The following is a 23,097-nucleotide window of genomic DNA, read 5'->3' as shown; positions in this document are numbered from 1 at the left end:
CCTCCCTGCACCAAAAAAAGTTTCCAAACTCTCGCCTATTGTACCAGATCATACCGCTCCCTCACAACAGGCAGAGCGCTTTCTCGATCAAGACTCCCAAGTCAGCGATACTGCTTCCGCCACTTCTTCCATCTCATGGATGCGACGGCGTCCCATCAGCTCTTCGACTGCCGTCCGTGGCGGTGTGCCTTCGAACAACAGGTTGTAGATCGCCGAAGTAATCGGCATTTCAACGCCTTTTTCAAGGGCGATCTTGTGCGCAGCTTTTGTCGCACGAACCCCTTCGACGACCATGCCCATCTGATCGAGCACTTCCTCCAAGCTTTTGCCCTGTCCAAGCGCGAAACCAGCCCGGTAGTTGCGGCTGTGCAGCGACGTACAGGTGGCGATCAGATCGCCGACCCCAGCGAGCCCTGATAAGGTCATCTGTGACGCGCCAAGCGACACGCCAAGTCGCACGATCTCGGTCAGACCGCGCGTCATCAGCGCCGCTTTGGTATTGTCTCCATAGCCCAAGCCGTCGCAGATGCCAGCGCCAAGCGCGATGATGTTCTTCAGAGCCCCACCAATCTCAGTACCGATCACATCAGGGTTGGTGTAGACGCGAAAATAGGGCGTCATCATCAGCTCTTGAAATCCTTCTGCTGTGCGTTGACTTCTCGATGCGGCCACGACGGTGGTCGGGATGTGACGTGACACTTCTTCGGCGTGGGAGGGACCAGAGATGACTGCAAACCTGCCTGGGTCGATCCCTGTCAGCACCTCTTCCATCACCTGTGTCATGCGCTGCCCGGTGTCCAAATCAAAGCCTTTGGTCGCATGCGCGATCCGCACATCCGGGTCGAGGTGCGGTCGCATCATCCGCAGCGTTTCCCGAAACACCGAGGACGGTGTGACGATCAGCACCCACTTTTTGTCCCGCACCACGTGCGCGATGTCTGCCGATGCGCATATCCCTTCATGGAGGGACACATCTGGCAGATAGCGGTTGTTCGTATGTTCTTGGTTGATTTCATCTGCCTGATCCTGACGGCGTGCGTACAGATCGACTTGGCACCCTTTGCCTGCTAACACGTTGGCGAGTGACGTGCCAAAACTTCCTGCCCCGATGACAGCCACATGTTGAATCATGGGCTCTCCTCCTTACCTTTTTGCTCCGAGCTTATTCTCTCTCCCAGCAACCAAGCGTCCGATGTTCGCACGGTGCACCCACAAGGACAGCACAAACGCTGCAGACGTAAACCATACAAACTGATCTGGCGCCTGCAAAAGATAACTGCAAAGTGGCAACAGCGCGGTGAAACTCAGCGCGGCAAGCGACACGTAGCGCGTCGCGTACAACACCAAAAGTCCGACCGCACCGGCCAGCAGCGCTGGTACTGTCACCAGCGCCAACACAGCGCCGATCGTCGTCGCGATCCCTTTTCCACCTCGAAAGCGGAAAAAGATCGGCCAGTTGTGGCCGACAATCACCGCGATGGCCGAACCCGCGACGACCAGATCGGGCATAGCGAGCAGTTTGGCCAACAGGACGGCGATCACGCCTTTACTTGCATCCAAGACGAGCACGATCCCTGCCAGTTTCGGCCCGAGAACGCGCAGTGTATTGGTCGCCCCGGCATTGCCGGAACCATGCTTGCGAATGTCAATCCCCGCAACCTTCTTCGCCAGAATGGTCGAGGTGGAAATCGACCCGAGCAGATAGGCGATCAACATGACAAATAAGACTGCCACATTCTCTCCCCCGTTCCCCTCTTGTTGTTGCGCTTAGTTCTTTTCATCCTGCTTGCGTTTTCGGATAAACAGTTTGATCGGCGTTCCTTCAAATCCAAAAGAGTCGCGCAGTTTGTTCTCCAAATAGCGTTGATACGAGAAGTGCATCAACTCTGGATCGTTGACGAAGACAGCAAACGAAGGCGGACGCACCGCCACCTGTGTCGTGTAGTAAACGCGGCACTTGCGGCCTTTGTCTGTCGGTGGTGCGATCATCGTCACGGCGTCTTCGATGATCGAATTGACCGTCGAAGTCGGAATCCGCATCGAATGGTGCTCCGAAGCCGTTTTGACCATACCTAAAATCTTATGTACGCGCTGCTTGGTTTTTGCCGAAACGAACAGGACCGGCGCCCACGGCATGAACGGAAACTCTTTGCGAATCTGCTTTTCAAACTCGATCGCAGTCTTGTCGTTCTTCTCCAGCACGTCCCATTTATTGACGAGGATGATGATCGCACGCCCTGCTTCCAGCGCATAGCCTACGATCTTCTTGTCCTGCTCGATGATGCCCTCTTCGGCGTTGATGACCAGACAGCAGACATCGCTTCGCTCGATCGCAGACATCGCGCGCATCACCGAATAGCGCTCGGTGTTTTCATACACCTTGCCGCGCTTTCTCATCCCCGCAGTGTCGATCAGCACATAGTCCTGATCATCGTAAACAAACTCGGTGTCAACCGCATCGCGGGTGGTGCCGGCAATTTCGGAAACCATGACGCGCTCTTCGCCGAGCAGGGCGTTGACAAGCGATGATTTGCCGACGTTCGGCCTGCCGATCATCGACACTTTGATCACGTCTTCCGGATAGCTGGCATCGTAGTCTTCCGGGAAATTCTTCGCGACTTCATCAAGCATGTCGCCAAGCCCTGTCCCGTGCGACGTCGAGATCCCAAACGGCTCGCCAAAGCCGAGTTCATAAAAATCGTAGATCGTCTGCATCATCTTGGGGTTGTCCAATTTATTGACTGCAAGCACAATCGGCTTTCTCGTCCGGTACAAAATTTGCGCTACTTCTTTGTCGGCATTGGTCACACCGTCTTGTCCATCGACGAGGAAGATGATCACATCCGCTTCGTGCATCGCAAGCTCTGCCTGTTCGCGGATGCGGTACAGAATCTCATCCTCTTCCCCGACTTCGATCCCACCTGTATCAATCATACGAAACTTATGGTCCAACCATTCCGAACTCGCATAAATTCGGTCACGGGTAATCCCCGGTTTGTCCTCAACAATGGAGATACGCTCCCCTGCGAGGCGGTTAAATAAGGTCGATTTTCCGACGTTCGGTCGGCCTACAATCGCAACCACTGGTGTTGGCATGGCAAAATCCCTGCCTTTCTATGATTCTTGACATTGTCCAGTTTACTATTATCCGCTAAGTAAGATTGGTACGTCAACCGTTTCTACCCATTCCCTGCATGCGATGCTCCACTTCCGCTTTGACCTGCTGGACAAAGCGGACCAGTTGGAAGTACCCTCTGCGAATGCCATAGGCGGATAAGGGACGCCCCAAGCGCACAATTCCGTATCGCCTCGATAATGCACCGCCGACTTTTGCATAGACGTTGATATGCGGCAATGCTTCATTAAAAAAGAGCTGCGCGGTGTCGATATTCAGCAGTTCCAAAAAAGTGACCAACGCTTGTTTGCTCCGCTTTGATTCTTTGCCGAGCCCAAGCGTATAGATCGGATTGGCCCACTCATCATGCCCTTTGAAAAAAAGCGTACCGATCTGCCACGATTCCACACTGTCATAATCGGCTAGCTTCAGCACCTCTTCATGTGATGGCACACGGTCACTCGGCAATCTCCCAAGGTGGATCGCCGCGGCCACCACCGAGGAATGGGCGCTACCATAACAATGATAGATGATGTGCACCGTCATTCCCCCCGCCAGTCGGACATCAACACGGTCAAAAAAACGGCGTACTCTTGTACCGCCGCTCCGGCAAACCACTTCCTGCTCTCTTCGCGTCGGCCTTGCTTGAGCAGTTTCTCTCCGCGTCTCCATCGCCTGCAGGATGGCTTGGGCACATAACAAAATGAGAAGTCACTTTGCGGAAGTTGATAGAGATGTAAAAAATGGCGCCACGTCCGCACCGCAATGTGGGTCACACCGCCCAATCCGCACCAATAGATCCGTTCACCGCGTTCTTCGCCCATCAGATACACCGTGCCCTGTGGATGAGCTTTGTTGCCGTGATCGCGCAAAAAGGAGGCGACATGATCGGCATCGGGCAGTACGTCCCCCGGCAGCTTTTGCAGACGAATCGCCGCCGTCAGCAAGGCTGCGACGCCACCACCGCTGTCATAATAGACGCGATGTTTCATCAGTGTTTCACCAAAATCATCGTGCCCGGTCGAATCTCGTGCGCCATCGCATCGAGAATCTTCTCCAGATACAACGAGGTCTTTTGCAGGTCCTCATCATCTTGGCAGAAAAAGATCGGCCCAGAACCGCCGACGCTATCATTTGCTGTGGTGCAGACGGCAAGAATGAAATTGTTCACGGTGGACATCGGAGCGCGTGCCTCCTTTCAAGTTACAGTTTGCGATCCGGTTTGACATCCGCCTTTAAGGGTTTGCGGTAGGAGTTCTCCAAAACGGGCACCCGTTCGATGATCTCCTTGGCTTTGACCGGGTCGCGGTCCATCGGCAGCAAAAACAAAGCGAGCTTGCCCGAGTTGAGGTCGCGCTTGGACAGCGGTACGAGCGACGGCTCTCCCGAGTCGCGGTAGACACCCAAAATGGTCGAGACATCGTGCAAGATGGCCTGCCGCTGTCCGAGGTTGCCGATCGTCACCGTGCTGTTCGCATTCTTCGGTTCGAGGATGAAGCCCATCCCGTTTTTCAAGATTCTCTCTTGAGTGTCTTTCAGGCCGCTGTTGTAGATCAGGACATCATCGACAAACAGATTTGGCCCGTCAAATCGCACCTCGGCTTCCTTGATGTTGACCATCGAGACCAACGTTTTGCCAGACATGAACCAAGAGGACAGCCAGATGCAGATCAGACCGATGACAACCCCACCCCACCAGTGGAAAAATTCGGTGGCCAAGGCAGCGAAAAACGCTGTGCCGATCACCAGGTAGTTTCGCCCTTCAAATGCCATGGCGATTCCTTCAATATAGGTCGTTCCACGCGGCACCAGTTCCAACTCATCGACATTGGTTAGCATTTGTCGTTCCATGTTGCGCACATCTCGAAACTGCTGTGCGGCCAGCGTCAGGAAGGTGACGGCCGTGTAATCTTTTTTCAAAAGGGTCGCGACCAACACGGCCCCTAAACCCGAAGCGATCACGCCAAGTGCGATGTGAATGACGATGCCGTGCGGGTAGGTCGGATACTGTCTGTAGTCTGTTTTCAACAGATTGAGACGGCAGGCGATCCCACACAACGCACCGACCACGATGATCATCGTATACTCATGCATGCTCCGGGCCTCCCTCCGACCGCCGTTCGCGCCAACCTTTCACCATGCTCTGCACATAGTTAGCACCTGTATGATAAAACCCGTGCACCGCCAGCACACCCGCCCCGGTCAATGCGAGCATGTCGCGAATCTCTCCGCCGCCAAAGACGATGCCATCCATTTGGAACGCACGGTGCAAAATCGGATCGACACTGCCCGAAATCATCAATCCAACACAAGCGATCGACAGTGCTACAAAGGGCCTTTTCACGCTGAGCACCGAGATGATCACTGCCGTAAACGGGTACAGCAAGTCTGGATCAAGGATAAAAAATGCTGGGTCGAGCGGCACCAAGGTCAACAGCACCAGCAAGGCGACTGAGACGGTCAGCACGCCCAGCAGGTATTGCAAGCGGTGCTGCCAGTTCTGGAAAATGGTCAGCGACCATAGCGTAAGCAGAACCGGGAACAGCGTGCCGCCGAAATTCCAGCGACCATCCAGCGGCCCTGCAAAGTTTAGCCCACTACAGAACACATACAAAATCAGTCCGCAGGCTGCCAGTTTGGGCGACAAGTGACCGTCGCGCAGTGTCTTCGCTCCCCATCCGGTCAGGATGAGGATCACGAGCACGATCATGATGATGTTGGAAATTACACCCGGATTCACCCCAAGTCCCTCCTTTCCAGGCACAAAAAAAGCAAAACGAACAGTATGCTGTCAGTTTTGCCGATCACTGGTGGGGGTATACGTTTGTAAGAGTTGCCAAAAAAGCCCTGAACCAGTAGGCGGCACAGGACTTTAAACGGGGTAGATCTATATGCAGCTTCGGGCCAGAGCGATCTGGAGAAGCAAATTCGGTGTCGAAAAATGTTGAAAGGTGACGAACAACTTGCAACGACAATTGGTAATATACCACGGTCGATATTGATGTGCAAGTCCTATTTTTTGTTATAATAGTACGGATGAGAAAGGTGGGAAAGTTCTGATGATACAGGGAATTTTGTTCGATTTAGATGAGACGCTGCTCGACCGCACGGCGTCACTGAATCGGTTTTTACACGAGCAACACACTCGTTATCAAACCCATTTTCAGGAGATTCCCTTTGTGACATTTCAGAGTCGATTCCACAGTTTGGACGAAAAAGGGTATGTACATAAACGTGTGGTCTATCAGAAATTGTTAGCAGAGTGGCAGATAAAAGGTCTGACCTTTGAGGAGTTGCTTGAGGATTATCAGCAAGGATTTCGCCACCATGTGTCCGGTTTCGATAATTGGCGTGCCGTACTGACCGAACTGCGGCAACGATCGTATCGGCTTGGAATTATCACCAACGGCGAAACGGAGTTCCAGCAACGCAATATGGACGCGATGATGCTTCCTGAGTTGGTTGACACCATCCTGATTTCGCAACATGAAAACTTGCGCAAGCCCGACCCGCAGATTTTCGAACGGGCTGCCGAGCGACTCGGGGTCGCACCTGCTGACTGCCTGTTTGTTGGCGATCACCCGGCCAACGACATCGCTGGCGCACGCAACGCAGGGATGCGCACCGTCTGGTTTGCCAACAGTTTCGCATGGCCTGACGATCTGCCCCGGGCCGATCATGAGATCGACTCCCTGAACGAGCTGTTCGATATCCTTTCTTGAAGCAGAGCGTTCCGCAGGGCTCCCCGCAGCTGTGAGTCGAACAGCGCACAAACGAGCAGCACTACCGCACGCAAAAGCGCCCTTGCCTTGGCCGACAGGGGCGCTTTTCGCTTGCTAGGACCGATTCTCTTCGTCCGGTTTCACCGTTTCAGAGAGGACGATGCCATTTTGGGTAGCTTCGACCCATTCGTGGTATGAAGACATCAAACCATTTTTATGGATGTCATAGAGTCGGCGGAGCTCTTTGAGCGGTTCGGGATTGTCATCGACACGCAGGTCGATATAGGGGAATTCATCCGTATCGACGACAAGCAAGGCTGCCGATTGCTTGCCCCGCTTGTCACCGCCCGCAAATTGCCCCGCTTCCAACGCCTTGAGCAGTCGCTCCGGAAACGGTGCGTTCGAGCCATTAAACGCCGCAGCGGTCGCTTGAACCACCGCTTCACCAGTCAGCAGATTGCCCTGCACCGCAAAATTATCACCGATGATGTGGCCTTTGCCTTCATTGACCTCTGCACCTGTGAAGGCAGCAGAACGCCCGTAACGGTCAACGATGCCGACCTGTCGCAACTCGCGGCCCGGATCGCCTGCGAGCAGTTCTTGCAACACTTCCTCCGCTGACAGTCCATGCTCCAGCAACCGCAGTCCTTTCGGCCCAAGCGTCGGATTGACGCGAGCCTGTGTCGCCACAGCGCCAACGCCAGCTTTTGCAAAGGGACAGAGCGAGCCGACAGCCAACGCTTTTGTGGTGACCGCGATACCAAATCGCCCCGTCAGCGGGTCGCGGGCGACGATCGAGAAGGTGTTCAGTTCGATCTCTTCCATCTATCCTGACCTCCTTCTACTTACGTTACAGTCCGCGCCGTGCGAGCGGCTCCAAACGCAGACCGCGCAGCCTACACCATTCTGCCGTCTCCCCGCGCACGATCAACGGTCGTTGTGCAAGCTCACCGACCTTGCGGCACCCTTGCAGGGTCAAAATGGCCCGTAGTTCGCTATGTAGATGATCGACCAACTCCGTTGCGTACTCCACACCGTGCTCCATCAATGGGCGCAACACCGCACCGGCCAGTCCCACCATCTTTGCTCCCAAAGCCAAGCACTTCGCCGCATCGTGTGCGTGTTGCACCCCGCCAGATCCGATCAGATCAAACGTATTCACAAAATCTTGCGCTTCGAGCAACGAAACAGCGGTGGTCTGCCCCCAGCTTTCAAGATGCTGAAATTGCCGCCCACTGCGACGCTGGTTTTCGATAGCTACAAAATTGGTTCCGCCGCGCCCCGCCACATCGACCGCTTGGACACCAATGTCTGCGAGCATGCGATAAGTCTCGATGCTCATCCCGTTGCCAACTTCCTTGACGATCACCGGTACGGAAACGCCTTCGACCACACGTTGGATCTTTTCGAGCAGATCCGAAAAACTGCGGTCCCCTTCTGGCATCGTCAACTCCTGTGCGACGTTCAAATGCAGATGAAGCAAATCGGCTCCGATCATCTCAACAGCACGCTCTGCGTCTTCCACCGTCGCTCCGGCGCCCAGGTTGCCGATGATGATCCCGTTCGGATTCACTTCGCGCACAACGGAGTAGGTCGAGCAGAGGGCGGGATCTTTCAATGCGGCACGCTGGGAGCCGACCGCCATCGCGATTCCGCTGTGCTTGGCCAATTCGGCAAGTTTGCGGTTGATCGCTTCGGTCGGTCCCGCACCGCCAGTCATCGCATTAAGCAAAATCGGCGAACTGAGATCCAGTCCGCCGACGGAAGTTGCAAGGGAGACATCCGCAAGGTCGCTCTCAGGCAAAGCGCGATGCACGAAACTAAGATCGGAAAAGCCTGTGCTACCAGTGATCGGTAGCTCCAACGCATACCGCACATGATCTAACTTGCGCTGTTCAATCGACACCAGCTTCCCTCGCTAACAAAAGATTATTTTTTGAACAGGTCGCCAAACACATCGCCAAGCGTGCCGAGGCCGCCGCCCTGATCCTGATTGGTGTTGTTTTGCTTGACAAACGTCTCCACTTCGCGACGGCCACGCTCGCCTTCCACCTCACGGATGGAAAGGGAGATGCGCTGCCCACCTTCGCTCACGTCGAGAACTTTTGCTTTGACCTCCTGGCCGACTTCCAACACTTCATCGGCAGTCGCCACATGGCGATTGGCGATCTGCGAAATGTGCACCAAACCTTCGACACCTGGCAGCAGTTCAACAAATGCCCCAAAGGTTACCAGACGTTTTACGGTACCGGTCACAATATCACCTGTATGGAATTGGTTCTCCACACCGCTCCACGGCCCTGGAGAAGCCGCTTTGATCGACAGGGAAATGCGGCCCGCAGAGGGGTCCACTTTCAGCACTTTCACCTGTACCGTATCCCCTTCGGTGACGACATCGGCAGGCGTTTCCACGCGATGATGCGCCATCTCAGAGATATGCACGAGACCGTCTACACCGCCGAGGTCTACGAACGCGCCAAAAGAAGTGATGCGCTGCACAGTTCCGGTCAAAGTTTGGCCTGGCTCGATTTCGTTCAGACGGCCTTCTTTTTGTTGTTCGATCTCTTGGTCGAGCACCGCTTTTTGCGACAGGATCACTTTGCCTTCTTCACGGTCGAACTCAACGATTTTCACGCGCAACGTGCGACCTTTATAGTCGGTGAAATCTTCTACGAAATGACGCTCGACCAGAGAGGCCGGAATGAAGCCGCGCACGCCAACGTTGACGACAAGGCCACCTTTGACGACATCGAGCACTTTCACTTCGAACACGTCGCCTGCGGTGAATTTTTGTTTCAATTCATCCCAAGAGTTCACCGCATCGGCCGCTTTTTTGGACAGGATGATCTTGCCTTCCTCATCGTTGATGCGCAGAACTTTCACCTCAACTTCATCGCCCACTTGCACGACTTCGCTGACATTTTCCACGCGCACAGGCGCAAGTTCGCCAATTGGGATCACACCGTCATATTTGAAACCTACATCTACAAGAGCCTGACCATCTTCAATTTTTGTGATCCGGCCCTTCACCACGTCACCTTTTTGAAATGTGACGAGTTCCATCTCTTTCATGTCTTCTACCAATGAAAAAACCTCCTATTCGCCTAGCGCCCAAAAAGAAAACGCTTTGAATTGTTGATTTATAGGGAAGGTATCATGAGACTCGGACGACTCCCATAGTTACCTCTTCCTCTCCGGTAAAAGGACAGCTCCAGATAATAATAGTATGAGAACAGTTGGTAACATCACCTAGTATGATACGACAACAGGCTTTCCATACGAACTTAGCGATGCTCGGCCTGCAGCTGACGGATCGCTTCCATGATCGCTTCCGTCGCATTTTCGATCATCTCGCTGTTCGTTTTTTGCCCTCGAAACGCCGACAGATCGACCGGTTTGCCATAGACGATCTTGACGGGACGAAACAGCCGATATGGCCCGATGATCGCAGCAGGTATGACCTCTGCGTTCGACCGTATCGCCAGCATCGCAGCGCCACCCTGTCCTTTGCCGACCTCCCCCGTCTTGGAACGGGTGCCTTCCGGAAACAAGCATAGCGCCTTGCCCGCCGAGAGTATCTCGAGCGAAGCGCGAATCGCACCGCGGTCACCCGCGCCCCGCTTGACCGGGAACGCGCCTAGTGACGGAAGGATCGCTGAGAGCAACGGAATTTTAAACAGGGAGTCTTTCGCCATAAAGGTAATCTCTCGCTCCATCGCTGAGCCCAGCAGCGGCGGGTCGTAGTTGGAAATATGGTTGCCGCAAACGATGACTCCGCCTGTTTGCGGGATGTTCTCCGTCCCGCTGATCTGCCATCGATAGAACAAGCGGAAAAATATGCGAAGCAATGCTCGAAGAAAGCGATACAACACCATAGTATACGCCTCCTAGTCGTTCTGTGCTTCTGCGGAGCGACAGATATGTAAGATTTGCTCGATGACCATTTCGATCGATTGCCCGGTCGTGTCCACGACGATAGCATCATCCGCTTTTTTCATCGGCGAATGCTCGCGGCCGCTGTCCAATAAGTCGCGGCGCTCGATCTCCGCTTTGAGTTGATCGTAGTCGAGTGTCTGCCCTTTGGCGACCAGTTCTTGGTATCGGCGCTGTGCACGCTCCTCCACCGATGCAGTCAGCCAAATTTTGACATTCGCATCAGGTAGCACGACGGTCCCGATGTCTCGTCCGTCCATCACGACCCCGGTCTGCGCGGCGATCTCCTGTTGCAGCTTGACCATCGCCTCGCGAACGCCCGATACGGCCGATACGGCCGATACGTTGCTCGTCACTTCGCCCGAGCGAATCGCCTCGGTGATGTCAGCACCGTCTACAGAGACATTTTGTCCTTCCTTGGTGAGTTGGAACTCGATCTTCACTCGGGTTGACAGTTCTGTCAAAGCGGCCTGATCCGCCAGGTCGATCTTTTCCTGCAATGCTTTCCAAGTGATGGCGCGGTACATCGCTCCGGTGTCAACATAGGTCACTCCTAGCGCCTTCGCCGCCAGTTTCGCCACCGTGCTTTTCCCAGCGCCAGCCGGGCCGTCTAGAGCCACTCGTAATGTATTCATCAAGTAATTCGGCCTCCTGATTCGCATCTGACCATGAAATGGTCGAGAACACAAAAAGCAGGCATCGCCCGCTTCTCATGCGCGACCTGTTTAATTGTCAATCTCTTCAATATTGATAGTATCATAACGGCCGCAGCAGGTGCAACAAAAGGAATCGGAGTTCAAAGTTACTTCATAAAGTGGATCGGACCCACTTCTGCCAACTGTCCTTCCATCGCTTCGACCAGCATCCCAGGCACTGGATAAGAGATCCCCGGATTGTCATGATCGACTTCAAAACGGTAGACACCGGGCAGTTCGGACGTATCGACGGTCACAACGTCTCCTTGGTGCACAGAGACGGTCACTTCTTCGTCTTGGAAAGCAGCAGACGGAACGCCATTGACCTTCACCCACACCTTGGACAGCGGAGCATCCGCTTCTACCGAGCGGATCGTGATGTTCGCCGTCGATTTTTCGGTCGCCGCCGCTGGCATCACTCCGTTGGCACGCTGCCCTTCCATCCGGTCGGTGGCCGACAAAAACTGCCGCCCTGCCGCTGTGGAGAGTGCCATCTGCCCGATCAAGATCAGGGCAAAGCCGAGCAAGATCAGTTTAAACAGCGGTTTTTCCAGACGTTCGTAGGCGCGCAAGAAGCGCTCTTCATACGTTTGCTGGCGTCTTTGTTCCAACTTGTACCACCCCCAGATACGTTCCATCCTATGCCAGTCTGGAGGGATTCATACTATCTATTGGACAAACCTTTATCGCGCAGTTCAATCTGTCGTCTAAAAGAATACTGGATGATGCGCTGACGATCACGCTCCGAAAGCTCATAATATTTGAGCGACACCAGCTTATAGCCGTGCCGATCTTGCGGGGCGATGCGAATCACACGCGCTTTGCCGACGATTTCATGCGTCATGCTTTCTAGCGGCAACCGGAAACGAAAACCGATAATGTCTTCACTGCGCATCGGTAGGTCATGTTGGACCCGCAGCGACAGGCCACCGCCGGAGATGTCGTACCCGTATGCATCGGCGTTGATGATTTCTTTCGTCTCGTTGTCCACGAAGATCAGTTGAAAAGTGGCCATGATCGGCACTCGCAAAAATTCACGGCGCTGCTGGCGGTAGATGTGCTCTTCATCCGGTTTCAACAGCTTCAAGAGCGGGATCTGCCGCACGTCACGGCCCTGCACCTCCGTTTGAAACGTGCACAGAGCACCGTCTGCCGCACGATATTGCACCAGAGCAGATTGTTCTGTCGGCAGATTGGTCGGCATGATCGCTCCTGGTTTGAGCGGAATCTCGATAAAGATGCCGTCCTCTTCCATGTCTTGCACCCTCGCCTGATACCGCCCTTCATAGTAACCATCTGTGATGACCAAGGTGATCGTCTGGCCGATGTCTGGGTATGCCAAAGTTCTCACTCTCCAAGGGATCTGATCTCCCAGTTCTTGTTCTTCTCCTACTTAAGATACGAATGTTTGCCCTCATTCATGAATAAACCTGTACAGACAATTTCGGACAAGGAGAGGAAAAATGAAACCTTTCAGGCCTTATGCGCTCCCACTCTCCCTCATTCTATTGTTTGCTTTCCTGGTCAGCCCCTTTTCGCCAGTCAAGAAAGCGCTGACCCTACCTTCAAAGGTACCTGCCTATGTGATGATCGACGCAGGACATGGCGGTTATGACCCTGGCGTGCTCTCAGGTGATCTGCGTGAATCGGACCTCACGCTTGCCATCAGCAAAGAAGTGCAAGCTGCGTTACGTGAAAAGAACATCGTAGCGGTGATGACCCGCACCGAAGACATTGACTTCGCGAAGCCTGGCATGAAAGGAAAGGTCGCCAAGCGTGCCGATCTCGACCATCGGATGAACATGGCCTTCGAACAAGGAGCCACTCTCTTTCTCTCCCTGCACGTAAACGTCTCGCCCCTCGCTTCCAGAGGGGGAGCAGAAGTGTTTTACATGGAAGAACTGCCCGAGGCAAAAAAGATAGCCCAGTTTGTACAAACCAAACTGCACACCCTGCCGGAGATGACGAAGCGCGCCGCGAAACCGGCCAAATACTATCTTTTGCGAAAACAGCCCATTCCCACACTGCTTATCGAATGCGGCTATCTCAACTTGTCGGGTGACCGCAGCCGTCTGATCTCGCCTCCCTATCAGAAAAAACTGGCCCAAGCGATTGCAGAAGGGGTACAAGCCTATTTGGAGAGCCAATAGTCACAGCAAAGGAGGGGGATACCCCCTCCCATCAGTTCAACTTTTCAATCCCAACTTCATCGCCGTTGAGTGCCGAAATGAAGATTTTGTACGTGTCATTGTCCATCGTGCCGACAAACTCGTACGCGAGCACCTCTTCGTTTTGCACATTGTGGGCCACAGCGAGCGCAGTCTCTTGCACCTTGACGCGCGAGGAGACAAACGTGCGGGCCTGTGCTTGGCTGATCTTCGGTTTCGCCAAGGTGCGCGGTTTGTGATTGAACACATACTCGCGTGAGTTGACGCCCAGAATCTCCCCGTTGTCGAGCGCTACCTGCACGATCACTTTGTCCGGGTAGAGGCGGACGCCGCCTTGACGCGGTACGAGGTCAAACACACCGATGTGATCGTGCGTGTCGATATTCACCACTTCTAAGCTGTCATTGATACCAAATCGATTCAGATAGGCGATCGCTTTTTGTGAAGCTTGAGACAGATCGAGCTTTTCCTCTAGCACGGTCCGGTCGTTCAGCATGTTAGTGACTTTACCGCCGCGAACAGTGATCGTGAAGAGCGCTTCCCGGCGCTTCTCTTGCGGTACGGTGACGGTGTGCGACAGGAACGGTGCGCCTTTGCCGTTGCGTTGCGCGGTGATTCCGTCTGCCGTGCTACGCCCAAGCCACGCAGCTGCAATCTGTGCCGCTTGCGCTTCGTTCACATCTTGGCCGGATAGATTTTTCACGTTCACTCGGTTGCGGTTTTTCATCGATTGTAGCGTCGGGCCAAAATTCAGCGGTGTAGAATTTTTGACCGATTTCTCCATCGCGTGGAAACCGTCGAGAATCTGGTTGTCCGTCTTCTTTTCCGTCTGGGTCAGCGCCAGTTCTGCGTCCATCCAGCGCAGGTTATTTTTGATGACGGCGGACTGCACTTCTGCGAGCTGATTTTCCAGCTTTTTCGAACGCTTGTACAGTTCGTTCAGCGTCTTGAACTCCTGTTCGTTCAATCCTTCTTTGCCGTCGCGATCGACCGCTGTGCGGTAGGAGAAGTTCCCTACATCATTGATAAATTCCATCGTGTTGTTGAACGGCATCAAGGAGAGCGGAAGTTGGCCCACGTCGGTGCGCGCTTCGGCAGCCAGCCGCCACACTTCGGTCAGCGAGGGGGTGAGCTGCTTCTTTGTATTGATAGCAAGCGACTTGCCCAGTTGATCTTGAAGCAGATTCATTCGGTCGCTCAAATCATGAAAGGCACGCTGGTATTGGTTTTCCGTCTTCAAGAGCAATGCCTGTTTCTCTTTGTGTTCTCGGTAGCCCCAGAAGCCTGCGACCACCAAGGCCACGGCGAGCACGAGGGATGTGATTTTGCTAAACATACGGTCGATACCTCCTTTCTATCTGCAGAAGATATGTTGGCCGATCCGCTTGATCTGCGGACGCGACCAGATCCATTTTGAGGTTGCCGTCGCCGGATTGAAGTAGTAGATCGCCGACGAGGACGGGTCCCATCCTTTGATCGCATCCTGCACTGCCTTCATGGCCTGCGCGTTCGGGGACAGCCAGATCTGTCCGTCGGCAACCGCCGTAAACGCGCCTGGTTGGAAGATCACACCGGGTACGGTATTCGGAAAGTTCGGGTTGTCTATGCGGTTCAAGATCACGGCTGCGATCGCCACCTGTCCGATGTACGGTTCGCCGCGCGCTTCGCCATAGACGGCGTTGGCGAGCAGTTTCAAGTCATTGCCCGACAGGTTTTTCCCTGCGTACGCGGCGCTTTTGGTCGCCGGAGCGGTCGCTTTGGGCGCGCCGCCACCGCCTTTTGGTGCTGCTGCCCCGCCTCCTCCTCCACCTGCCGCCCACGGATTATAGCCGCGAGTGGCGCGAACCAGACGAGTTCGCGTATTGTCGCCAACGATACCGTCAATTTTCATGCCAAATTTGTACTGGAAGTTACGAACCGCCCAGTATGTACCCCAACCAAAATCGCCGTCGATGCGGCCCTTGTAATAACCCAAATGTTTCAAGCGGCCTTGCAGTTCACGGACGTCGGTGCCTTGACTGCCTCGCACGAGTTTGCGCGTGGTGAAGACCGACTCCTCTTTTTTCGAAATGAACTGCATCGAATCTACTGAGACGTAAAGGACCGCAAACATCAGGGCAAAGGCTGCCACAAGCCATCTCCACTTCCTACTCATGGTACCCCCTCCATTTTAAGATGATCGTTTCTGACCTTAGTGTGAGATGGGAAGCAAGTTGATATGAGAACCAAAAAAAGGGAGTGCCTCCAAATAGGCAACTCCCTTTCCACCCTGCAAGTTTTAAATGAGTGTTTCAATGTCGAACGCTTCTTCATTGTCACACAGGCAACGTTTGAATCCGGTGTCCACCTGCCCACGATAGTCACGAGAGCCACGCAAAATGAACGTCTCTCCACACAGACGACAGCGAATGTGAACTTTTACCCGTTCGTCTCGTACTGACATGCTTTCCCTCCTTAAGGAGTCTATGATTTCATCCCTGCAAATTAAGTCTTGACAGGCTCACCGTTTCTTTATACATCCTGCACCTGTTCCTCCATCGGCTTGTAGGGGGAACGCCGCTGTGCATGGCGCACTTTCCACATGCCTAAGCCCCACAAGAAGATCATGAACGGAATGATCAACATGATCCATGCCATCTGCTCCGAAACGAGCAGGGAATCATAGATCCCATGGAACACCCACGGATAAAAGAAGGCACCGCCAAATAGCAGCCAACGCTTTTTCTTGGACGTGGCAAATTTCGCCTTCCCTAGATAAAAGCCCATCGCCACCCCGAACAGTGCATGGCCTGGGACGGTGAAAAAGGCCCGTATCGCAACCGTCTCCCAGCCGAGCACCATTGCTTTGATGATGTTCTCAAGCGTTGCAAACCCAAGCGACGCGGCGACCGCATAGACGATCCCGTCGATCTCTTCATCAAATTCGCGGTGCCGAAGCGCGATGAGGATCGTCAAGATGTATTTGGCCAATTCTTCCACAAGCGCCACAGCAAAAAAGGCACGACCGTAAGGCGAACTCATGCCCTGGGCGAGCCAGTCGCTGAGATACATGACCGGAATGGTCGATAACATTCCCAAAAAGAACAGCAATCCCACCAGACTCAAGGGCTCAGAATCGTAGCGGTCACGAAGATAGAAAAAGGACATCAGGGCGATTCCAGGTGCGACAGCGCACCCGATTAACAGCAAAAATTCCACTTCGATTTCCCCTCCCGATGATGTAAATTCGAACTGGTCTATGAAAATCCTGCTTTGACAGAGCCTGCCACTGCGGGGCATAATATGCTAGAACAAACCGATTCGGACAAAGGTGTGATCTCTCAATGAAAACGATCCTGATCCTGACAACGGGCGGCACGATCGCGATGATCGAAGACCCGCAAAGCCAGACAGTTCGACCGGCCGAAAACGCGTCCGACCTGACCAATGCCATCCCGCATCTCAACCAGTATGCAAACGTGCAGGTCGAAGCGTTCTCCAACCTGCCGAGCCCCCATCTCACGCTCGACCACCTCGCCAAGCTGGGGACGGCGATCAAAGAAAGACTGCTCCAGGAAGACATCGATGGCATCGTGCTCACGCATGGCACGGACACGCTCGAAGAGACGGCCTACTATCTCGACCTGATCTTGCCGCCGGGCAAGCCGGTGATCGTGACCGGTGCGATGCGCTCCTCGAATGAACTGGGCGCGGATGGCCCGCTTAACTTGCTCAATGCGGTGCGTACAGCTGCTTCCGCCGATGCGATCGGCCAAGGCGTGCTCGTCGTTTTTAACGACGACATCCATGCTGCACGATTTGTGACAAAGACGCACACGAGCAATGTTGCCACCTTCCAGTCGCCTTCGGTTGGACCGATCGGCTTTTTGGACAAACGCTCCGTACAGATTCGCCACATTCCCAAACCTCATGCGCACATCCCTGTAGACGGACTCGTGCACGAGGTCGGACTCCTCAAGATGGCGGCTGGGATGGATGACGCGCTGCTACAATACCTGCTCGATAAGGGGGTGCGCGGCGTCGTCATCGAGGCGCTCGGTTTGGGCAACGTCCCTCCGATGGTCGTGCCTGGCATCAAGAAAGCGATTGCACAGGGAGTTGTCATCGTGCTGGTCTCCCGGTGCTTTAACGGTGTTGTTCAAGACATCTACGGGTATGAAGGCGGCGGAAAACAACTTCGCGATCTGGGCGTGCTGTTCTCCAACGGTCTCAACGGGCAGAAAGCGCGCATCAAGCTGATGACAGCGTTGCAAGAAACGAATGATCTTGAGCATTTACAACAGTATTTTGTTCAAGATTGATCGCATCAAAAAAAGCCGTCTGCCAGCGTGGCAGACGGCTTTTTTGACGACTGACTTACACCCAACCGCGCAGTTGGCAAGCTTCCGCCATCCGACGGCAACCGACCATGAACGCTGCCAAGCGCATATCGATCTTGCGAAGTTTCGATGTCTCGTATACAGAGTGGAACGAACGGGAGATGATCGTCTTGAGGCGAGAATCGACCTCTTCTGCCGACCAATAGTACCCTTGGTTGTTCTGTACCCATTCGAAGTAAGAAACGATGACACCACCAGCATTCGCAACCACGTCCGGCACGAGCAGAACACCACGATCCGAGAGAATCTTGGTCGCTTCGATCGTCGTCGGGCCGTTCGCAGCTTCCACGACGATGCTCGCCTTGATGTTGTGCGCGTTGCGCGCCGTGAGCTGGTTCTCAATTGCTGCCGGAACGAGGATATCACAATCGAGTTCAAGCAGTTCTTGGTTCGTGATCACATTTTTGTACAGCTTGGTCACTGTGCCAAAAGAGTCACGACGATCCAACAAGTAATCGATATCAAGACCTTTTTCATCATACAGACCGCCATACGCGTCGGAGATCCCGACGACTTTTGCCCCTGCATCGTGCATGAATTTCGCCAAATAACCACCGGCGTTACCAAACCCTTGCACGACCACGCGAGCGTCTTTTAAATCGATACCTTTCACTTTCGCCGCTTCTTCGATCGCGATCGCCACGCCGCGCGCGGTAGCCGATTCGCGGCCATAAGAACCGCCGAGCACCAGCGGTTTGCCGGTGATGAAGCCCGGTGCGTCAAACTCACGGATGCGGGAATACTCGTCCATCATCCATGCCATCGACTGTGCGTTGGTGAACACGTCCGGAGCCGGAATATCTTTAGTCGGGCCGACGATCTGCGAAATTGCGCGAACATAGCCGCGGCAGAGGCGCTCAAGCTCACGGAACGACATCTCACGCGGATCGCAGATGATGCCGCCTTTCCCGCCGCCATAAGGCAAGTTGGCAATCCCGCACTTCAAACTCATCCAAATTGCAAGTGCCTTCACTTCATCCTCGGTAACCATCGGGTGGAAACGAATGCCCCCTTTGGTCGGACCAACCGCATCATTATGCTGGGCACGGTAACCGGTGAACACTTTGACACTGCCGTCGTCCATGCGCACCGGGATCCGTACGGTAAGCACACGCAACGGTTCCTTCAGCAATTCGAACATGTCCTGACCGTAGCCCAATTTATTCAAAGCATCTTGAATCACAAGTTGAGTGCTAGTTAGAATGTTCAAATTTTCAGCAGGCTCATTTGCAGTAGCATTGTTAGAAGGCAAATTCTGGGTATTCAATCGACTCGACTCCCTTTGAACTTATACAGGTATTCGTGAACCTTGACCTCAATATACACCTTACTCATGAACAAGGAAAGGTTAGCAAAGACCTTAATTGTTCGAAACAACCTCAAACACGGTCAATAACAAGAGTTTGGTTCGGTTTTAGCTGTATTGGATTCATTTGCGCTGTTGTCCTCCGTTTTCCGATTCGGGAATGTTTCGCTTTGATTACACCTCTGTCCCTTCCTCTTCAAAATCATCCGGATTGTCAACAACTACCATCGTTTCCGCATAACCTTGCGCTTGCGGCGGGATATTTTCGAGCATGTCATCTGGGTTATCAAAGGCGATCAGATCGGATTTGCCACCGTCTTTTCGGGTCTGTGCGTTAAAGGGCTTCACGTTAATTCCCCCTTGGCGTGGATTCTCAACGTTTAGAATGCCCAAGATCGTCATCAGGATGCTCCCTGCCTTCGAGTTCCTTCAACTACAATGCCCACCGTTCCCGCTTTTCGTACGGTCGTGCGGAACATAAGAATTGAATCATAATGACGGCGAGTTCCTGCATCTTGCCGCGTTGCTGCTGAAAGCCCTGCACATAGGACAAGCAATGCCAGAGGCACTAGGTCAAAATCACGCCGCTCTCTCACAAAACGATAGATCAGATTGAGAGCAGTATATGACATACCCTAACATCGCAACCTCGACCCTCGCCTAATCTCATAAAATTTGGTCTGCGGGCAATGGTCAACATGCAGAAGCGCACAACGCACCTGTCGTACAACGACGCGTCGGAAAGTGAGACAAAACAAACTGAGCGATCTGAGCAAGTTGAAGATCAACAGGTATAGAAGTTTGAGACTGCTGGTCTGGTCAACATTTGCCATCTGCACGGCTGTCACGCTCAAGGCCATCTGTTGGTGATTGCCAAGGGGATGCACCAACCTGACAAGCGGTCATCAAGCCACAGACACCGAACCACGCACCAAGGTGATCAAGATCGCCACCTAAAATTGCGGTGACCGACTAGCACGATCGAAACAGTTACGCGACATTGGTCGCCGCTTCGCGATCCGGACAAATGCGAACGATCAAGTACGCTACCCCATTCGCAACGCCGAACACGTCAAACGTGCCGAGCGAGATGACCAAATCGTTGACTGCTTCGTCGCCCTTGTCTGCTTCTATCGCCCTTCGATCAGCACCTCGATTTGAAAAACGAGGTGCCGCGATGGATGTTACATTTTTATTTTACTGAAATTTCACGCATAAATCCACTGTGTTCTAACACAGTTTTAAACTTACCTTAGCTCAGTTGAAGCAACGCCCGCTCCAGATCGGCGATCAGATCATCTGGATCTTCCAAGCCGACCGATAGACGGAGCAGGCCGTCTGTAATCCCGCGCTTGTGGCGCTCCTCTTTCGGCATGCCCGAATGCGACATCGAGGCCGGGTAGGAGAGGATACTTTCCACACCACCAAGAGATACGGCGACCAACGGGATTTTGACCTGTTGCATCAACAGCTTGGCACGCTCGGCGCTGCCAGTATCGAACGAAAGTACCGCGCCAGATCGAGTCGATTGCTTCCGGTGCACTTCATGTCCTTGATGAGTGGACAATCCGGGATAAAACACCGCGCTGATCTCTTCGCGCTCTGCAAGCCAGTGCGCGATACGCTCAGCCCCGTCACAGGAGGCGTCCATGCGCACTTTCAACGTCTTGATCCCTCGCTGCAGCAGGAAGCAGTCCTGCGGGCCGAGCACCGCTCCAAACGAATTTTGCAACTGGGCTAGGCGATGCCCCAGCACGCGGTCTTTGGTCACTGCAAGCCCGGCGACCAGATCGGAGTGACCGCCGAGAAACTTCGTTGCGCTGTGTACGACCACGTCGATCCCCACGTCGAGTGGGCGCTGCAGATACGGGGTCTGGAAGGTGTTATCCACAATGGTCAGCAGTCCGTGCTCTTTCGCGATCGCAGCCGCTCCTGCCAGATCGGTGATCTTCAAAAGCGGGTTGGATGGCGTTTCTAACAGTATCCCTTTCGTATTGGGACGGATCGCGACACGAATGTTTTCCAAATCGGTCACATCGACAAATGTTGTCTCGATCCCCAAACGGTTCAGCACGGTGGTCAGCACTCGAAATGTACCGCCGTAGATGTCGTCCGTCGCGATCAGATGATCACCTGCCGAGAACAGCAACAGCGCCGTGGAGATCGCCGCCATCCCCGATGCAAAGGCAAACCCTCGCGTCCCGCCTTCCAGCTCGGCGATCGTCCGTTCCAGCGCGTTCCGCGTCGGATTGCCGGAACGGGCATATTCATACTGCGGTGGATTGTCAGGGTCCTCTTGATGAAACGTCGAGACCTGATAGATCGGTATGGCCGATGCTCCAGTCGTCTGGTCGATCTCATTTCCCGTATGCAAAAGCTGTGTCGCAAATGTCAGTTTTTTCTCCTCGCTCATCTAAGCCAAACTCCCTTCCTATTCAGCCAATTCACGTTCCGACGCGGCGAACGCCTGCGCCATATCTTCGATCAAATCCTCGTAATGTTCAATCCCCACGGACAAACGGAGCAAAGAACTTGTCACACCCAATTCATTGCGAACCGCTTCCGGCACATCAAAATGCGTCTGTCGCGCCGGGTAGGTGATCAGCGACTCGACCCCGCCGAGCGATTCGGCAAAGGCGATCAGGTTCAAATGGCGCAACAGCGGCTCGACCAGCTCCTCACGCACCACCTCAAAAGACAACATCCCACCATAGCCATCCGCCTGCCCGATGTGTACGTCGCGTCCAGGGTGGTTTTCCAATCCAGGGAAATACACCTGCTTGACGCAAGGGTGCCCGGTCAGCCATTTGGCGAGCACCATCGCATTTTCCTGATGTCGATCCATGCGCAGCGCCAACGTCTTCATCCCCCGCATCAACAGCCATGCGTCTTGCGGGCCCAGTGTCGCTCCAATCGAATTTTGCAAAAAGTAGATGCGGTCCGCCAACTCTTGCTCGCGCGCCACCGCCAGCCCAGAAAGCACATCATTGTGCCCGCCGAGGTATTTCGTCGCGCTATGTACGACCACATCGGCTCCCAGTGTCAGCGGTCGTTGCAGATAGGGCGTCATAAACGTATTGTCTACGATGGTCAGCAACCCGTTTCTTTGGGCCACGCCGATGATCGCCTGCAAATCGCTGATTCGCATCGTCGGATTGGTCGGCGTTTCAAGAAAAATCGCTTTGGTGTTCTCCTGCACCGCAGCTTCAACCTTCTGCCAGTCACCTGTATCGACAAACGTCGTCGTGATGCCCTGACGCGGCAAAATCTGCTCCAGCAGGCGGTAAGTGCCTCCGTATAGATCATGAGAGACCAGCAGATGATCTCCTTGCCCAAACAACCCGAGCACTCCGGCGATCGCCGCCATTCCCGAACTGTACGCAAATCCCTGTACCCCGCCTTCCAGCTGTGCGATCGCGTCTTCCAGCGTCTGCCTAGTCGGATTTTTCGTCCGCGTGTAATCAAATCCTGTGCTCTCGCCAAGCCGCGGATGACGATACGTGGTCGAAAGATAGATCGGCGACGAAATCGCGCCGGTTTTTTCTGCTTTATTGTTGCCAATTTGAGCCAAACAAGTATCTGGATGCAATCTGATTTCCTCCTCAAGCAAAAAGACCTCTCTCAGAATTGAGAAAGGTCTTTGATAGCTACAAAGAGCGCTTTCTCTCATCTTTCAGGTTGCATAAACAACCTGTTGGAATTGGCACCGTGCACGAAATATCGTGTCGGTTGCCGTGGCATCGTCGGGCCAGTCCCTCCGCCTACTCTTGATAAGAGAA

26 protein-coding genes and 1 riboswitch are annotated in these 23,097 nt (G+C 54.0%); of the genes, 3 read left to right on the top strand and 23 right to left on the bottom strand.

The genetic code is table 11. From position 1 onward, the window contains the following. Positions 1–87: 87 nt before the first annotated feature. The 8 genes from CIG75_RS09410 to CIG75_RS09375 all read right to left on the bottom strand — a co-directional run bounded on the left by CIG75_RS09410 (position 88) and on the right by CIG75_RS09375 (position 5,855). Complete coding sequence (locus CIG75_RS09410; RefSeq protein ID WP_094236426.1) at positions 88–1,131, bottom strand: NAD(P)H-dependent glycerol-3-phosphate dehydrogenase; 1,044 nt, start codon at positions 1,129–1,131, stop codon at positions 88–90. 12 nt (positions 1,132–1,143) lie between these two features. Continuing rightward, positions 1,144–1,734: a glycerol-3-phosphate 1-O-acyltransferase PlsY gene (gene plsY, locus CIG75_RS09405; RefSeq protein ID WP_227874391.1), complete on the bottom strand. Its 591-nt coding sequence runs from the start codon at positions 1,732–1,734 to the stop codon at positions 1,144–1,146. Positions 1,735–1,767: 33 nt separating this feature from the next. After that, on the bottom strand, positions 1,768–3,096 hold the full coding sequence (gene der / locus CIG75_RS09400; protein WP_094236425.1) for a ribosome biogenesis GTPase Der: 1,329 nt from the start codon (positions 3,094–3,096) through the stop codon (positions 1,768–1,770). Positions 3,097–3,169: 73 nt separating this feature from the next. Beyond that, positions 3,170–3,655: a DUF3189 family protein gene (locus CIG75_RS09395; RefSeq protein WP_094236424.1), complete on the bottom strand. Its 486-nt coding sequence runs from the start codon at positions 3,653–3,655 to the stop codon at positions 3,170–3,172. A gap of 2 nt (positions 3,656–3,657) precedes the next feature. Next, entirely contained in the window at positions 3,658–4,107 is a 450-nt protein-coding gene (locus CIG75_RS09390; protein ID WP_094236423.1) for a DUF3189 family protein, read from the bottom strand. Beyond that, entirely contained in the window at positions 4,107–4,295 is a 189-nt protein-coding gene (locus CIG75_RS09385; RefSeq protein WP_094236422.1) for a capping complex subunit for YIEGIA, read from the bottom strand. Before CIG75_RS09385 ends, CIG75_RS09390 begins: the two co-directional genes overlap by 1 nt. 23 nt (positions 4,296–4,318) lie before the next feature. Continuing rightward, positions 4,319–5,209: a YIEGIA family protein gene (locus CIG75_RS09380; protein ID WP_094236421.1), complete on the bottom strand. Its 891-nt coding sequence runs from the start codon at positions 5,207–5,209 to the stop codon at positions 4,319–4,321. Further along, positions 5,202–5,855, bottom strand: a complete 654-nt coding sequence (locus CIG75_RS09375) for a YphA family membrane protein (protein WP_094236420.1) — start codon at positions 5,853–5,855, stop codon at positions 5,202–5,204. The genes CIG75_RS09380 and CIG75_RS09375 overlap by 8 nt, the downstream gene beginning before the upstream one ends. A 319-nt stretch (positions 5,856–6,174) precedes the next feature. Here CIG75_RS09375 and CIG75_RS09370 point away from each other — a divergent pair, with 319 nt between their 5' ends. Beyond that, complete coding sequence (locus CIG75_RS09370; protein ID WP_094236419.1) at positions 6,175–6,837, top strand: HAD family hydrolase; 663 nt, start codon at positions 6,175–6,177, stop codon at positions 6,835–6,837. Between the two features lie 114 nt (positions 6,838–6,951). Here the strand turns inward: CIG75_RS09370 and CIG75_RS09365 are convergent, their stop codons facing one another. The 7 genes from CIG75_RS09365 to CIG75_RS09335 all read right to left on the bottom strand — a co-directional run bounded on the left by CIG75_RS09365 (position 6,952) and on the right by CIG75_RS09335 (position 12,807). Then, the gene (locus CIG75_RS09365) at positions 6,952–7,662 is read right to left on the bottom strand and encodes a DUF1028 domain-containing protein (protein WP_094236418.1); all 711 of its coding nucleotides are present in this window, start codon (positions 7,660–7,662) and stop codon (positions 6,952–6,954) included. Between the two features lie 25 nt (positions 7,663–7,687). Next, positions 7,688–8,743 carry a type 2 isopentenyl-diphosphate Delta-isomerase gene (gene fni / locus CIG75_RS09360; RefSeq protein ID WP_094236417.1) on the bottom strand — a complete coding sequence of 352 codons (1,056 nt, stop codon included), beginning with the start codon at positions 8,741–8,743 and terminating at the stop codon, positions 7,688–7,690. 23 nt (positions 8,744–8,766) lie between these two features. Beyond that, on the bottom strand, positions 8,767–9,909 hold the full coding sequence (rpsA, locus tag CIG75_RS09355) for a 30S ribosomal protein S1 (RefSeq protein WP_094238394.1): 1,143 nt from the start codon (positions 9,907–9,909) through the stop codon (positions 8,767–8,769). Positions 9,910–10,121: 212 nt separating this feature from the next. Next, a complete protein-coding gene (locus CIG75_RS09350; protein ID WP_094236416.1) occupies positions 10,122–10,712 on the bottom strand; it encodes a lysophospholipid acyltransferase family protein in 591 nt (196 codons plus the stop codon). 12 nt (positions 10,713–10,724) lie between these two features. After that, positions 10,725–11,405, bottom strand: coding sequence for a (d)CMP kinase (gene cmk, locus CIG75_RS09345; RefSeq protein ID WP_094236415.1), 681 nt, complete (start codon positions 11,403–11,405; stop codon positions 10,725–10,727). A 167-nt stretch (positions 11,406–11,572) separates the two neighbouring features. Continuing rightward, positions 11,573–12,076, bottom strand: a complete 504-nt coding sequence (locus CIG75_RS09340; RefSeq protein WP_094236414.1) for a hypothetical protein — start codon at positions 12,074–12,076, stop codon at positions 11,573–11,575. 53 nt (positions 12,077–12,129) lie between these two features. Then, positions 12,130–12,807 (bottom strand): flagellar brake protein, encoded by a 678-nt coding sequence (locus CIG75_RS09335; RefSeq protein WP_157729475.1) that lies wholly within the window; start codon positions 12,805–12,807, stop codon positions 12,130–12,132. Positions 12,808–12,928: 121 nt separating this feature from the next. Between CIG75_RS09335 and CIG75_RS09330 the strand changes: the two genes are divergently transcribed. Beyond that, on the top strand, positions 12,929–13,615 hold the full coding sequence (locus tag CIG75_RS09330) for an N-acetylmuramoyl-L-alanine amidase family protein (protein WP_094236412.1): 687 nt from the start codon (positions 12,929–12,931) through the stop codon (positions 13,613–13,615). A gap of 31 nt (positions 13,616–13,646) precedes the next feature. Here CIG75_RS09330 and ypeB read toward each other — a convergent pair whose 3' ends face one another. The 4 genes from ypeB to prsW form a co-directional block, all read right to left on the bottom strand. Further along, positions 13,647–14,969, bottom strand: coding sequence for a germination protein YpeB (gene ypeB / locus CIG75_RS09325; RefSeq protein WP_094236411.1), 1,323 nt, complete (start codon positions 14,967–14,969; stop codon positions 13,647–13,649). 18 nt (positions 14,970–14,987) lie between these two features. Then, on the bottom strand, positions 14,988–15,788 hold the full coding sequence (sleB, locus tag CIG75_RS09320; protein ID WP_094236410.1) for a spore cortex-lytic enzyme: 801 nt from the start codon (positions 15,786–15,788) through the stop codon (positions 14,988–14,990). A 123-nt stretch (positions 15,789–15,911) separates the two neighbouring features. Next, complete coding sequence (locus tag CIG75_RS20940; protein ID WP_172844441.1) at positions 15,912–16,076, bottom strand: hypothetical protein; 165 nt, start codon at positions 16,074–16,076, stop codon at positions 15,912–15,914. 68 nt (positions 16,077–16,144) lie between these two features. Next, entirely contained in the window at positions 16,145–16,831 is a 687-nt protein-coding gene (gene prsW / locus CIG75_RS09315; protein WP_157729474.1) for a glutamic-type intramembrane protease PrsW, read from the bottom strand. 125 nt (positions 16,832–16,956) lie between these two features. Between prsW and CIG75_RS09310 the strand changes: the two genes are divergently transcribed. Continuing rightward, a complete protein-coding gene (locus CIG75_RS09310) occupies positions 16,957–17,934 on the top strand; it encodes an asparaginase (RefSeq protein ID WP_094236408.1) in 978 nt (325 codons plus the stop codon). 55 nt (positions 17,935–17,989) lie between these two features. Here the strand turns inward: CIG75_RS09310 and CIG75_RS09305 are convergent, their stop codons facing one another. From CIG75_RS09305 to CIG75_RS09295, 4 genes are all read right to left on the bottom strand, one after another. Continuing rightward, complete coding sequence (locus CIG75_RS09305) at positions 17,990–19,264, bottom strand: Glu/Leu/Phe/Val family dehydrogenase (RefSeq protein ID WP_094238393.1); 1,275 nt, start codon at positions 19,262–19,264, stop codon at positions 17,990–17,992. Between the two features lie 228 nt (positions 19,265–19,492). After that, complete coding sequence (locus CIG75_RS20685; RefSeq protein ID WP_157729473.1) at positions 19,493–19,720, bottom strand: hypothetical protein; 228 nt, start codon at positions 19,718–19,720, stop codon at positions 19,493–19,495. A gap of 850 nt (positions 19,721–20,570) precedes the next feature. Further along, positions 20,571–21,731 carry a trans-sulfuration enzyme family protein gene (locus tag CIG75_RS09300; RefSeq protein ID WP_094236407.1) on the bottom strand — a complete coding sequence of 387 codons (1,161 nt, stop codon included), beginning with the start codon at positions 21,729–21,731 and terminating at the stop codon, positions 20,571–20,573. Between the two features lie 18 nt (positions 21,732–21,749). Then, positions 21,750–22,907, bottom strand: coding sequence for a trans-sulfuration enzyme family protein (locus CIG75_RS09295; protein ID WP_094236406.1), 1,158 nt, complete (start codon positions 22,905–22,907; stop codon positions 21,750–21,752). Positions 22,908–22,981: 74 nt separating this feature from the next. Further along, a riboswitch (SAM riboswitch) is annotated at positions 22,982–23,095 on the bottom strand. Between the last annotated feature and the right edge of the window lie 2 nt (positions 23,096–23,097).

It is taken from the genome of Tumebacillus algifaecis (assembly GCF_002243515.1).
Classification (GTDB): Bacteria; Bacillota; Bacilli; order Tumebacillales; family Tumebacillaceae; genus Tumebacillus_A; species Tumebacillus_A algifaecis.
This window is presented reverse-complemented; position numbering and strand designations above follow the sequence as displayed.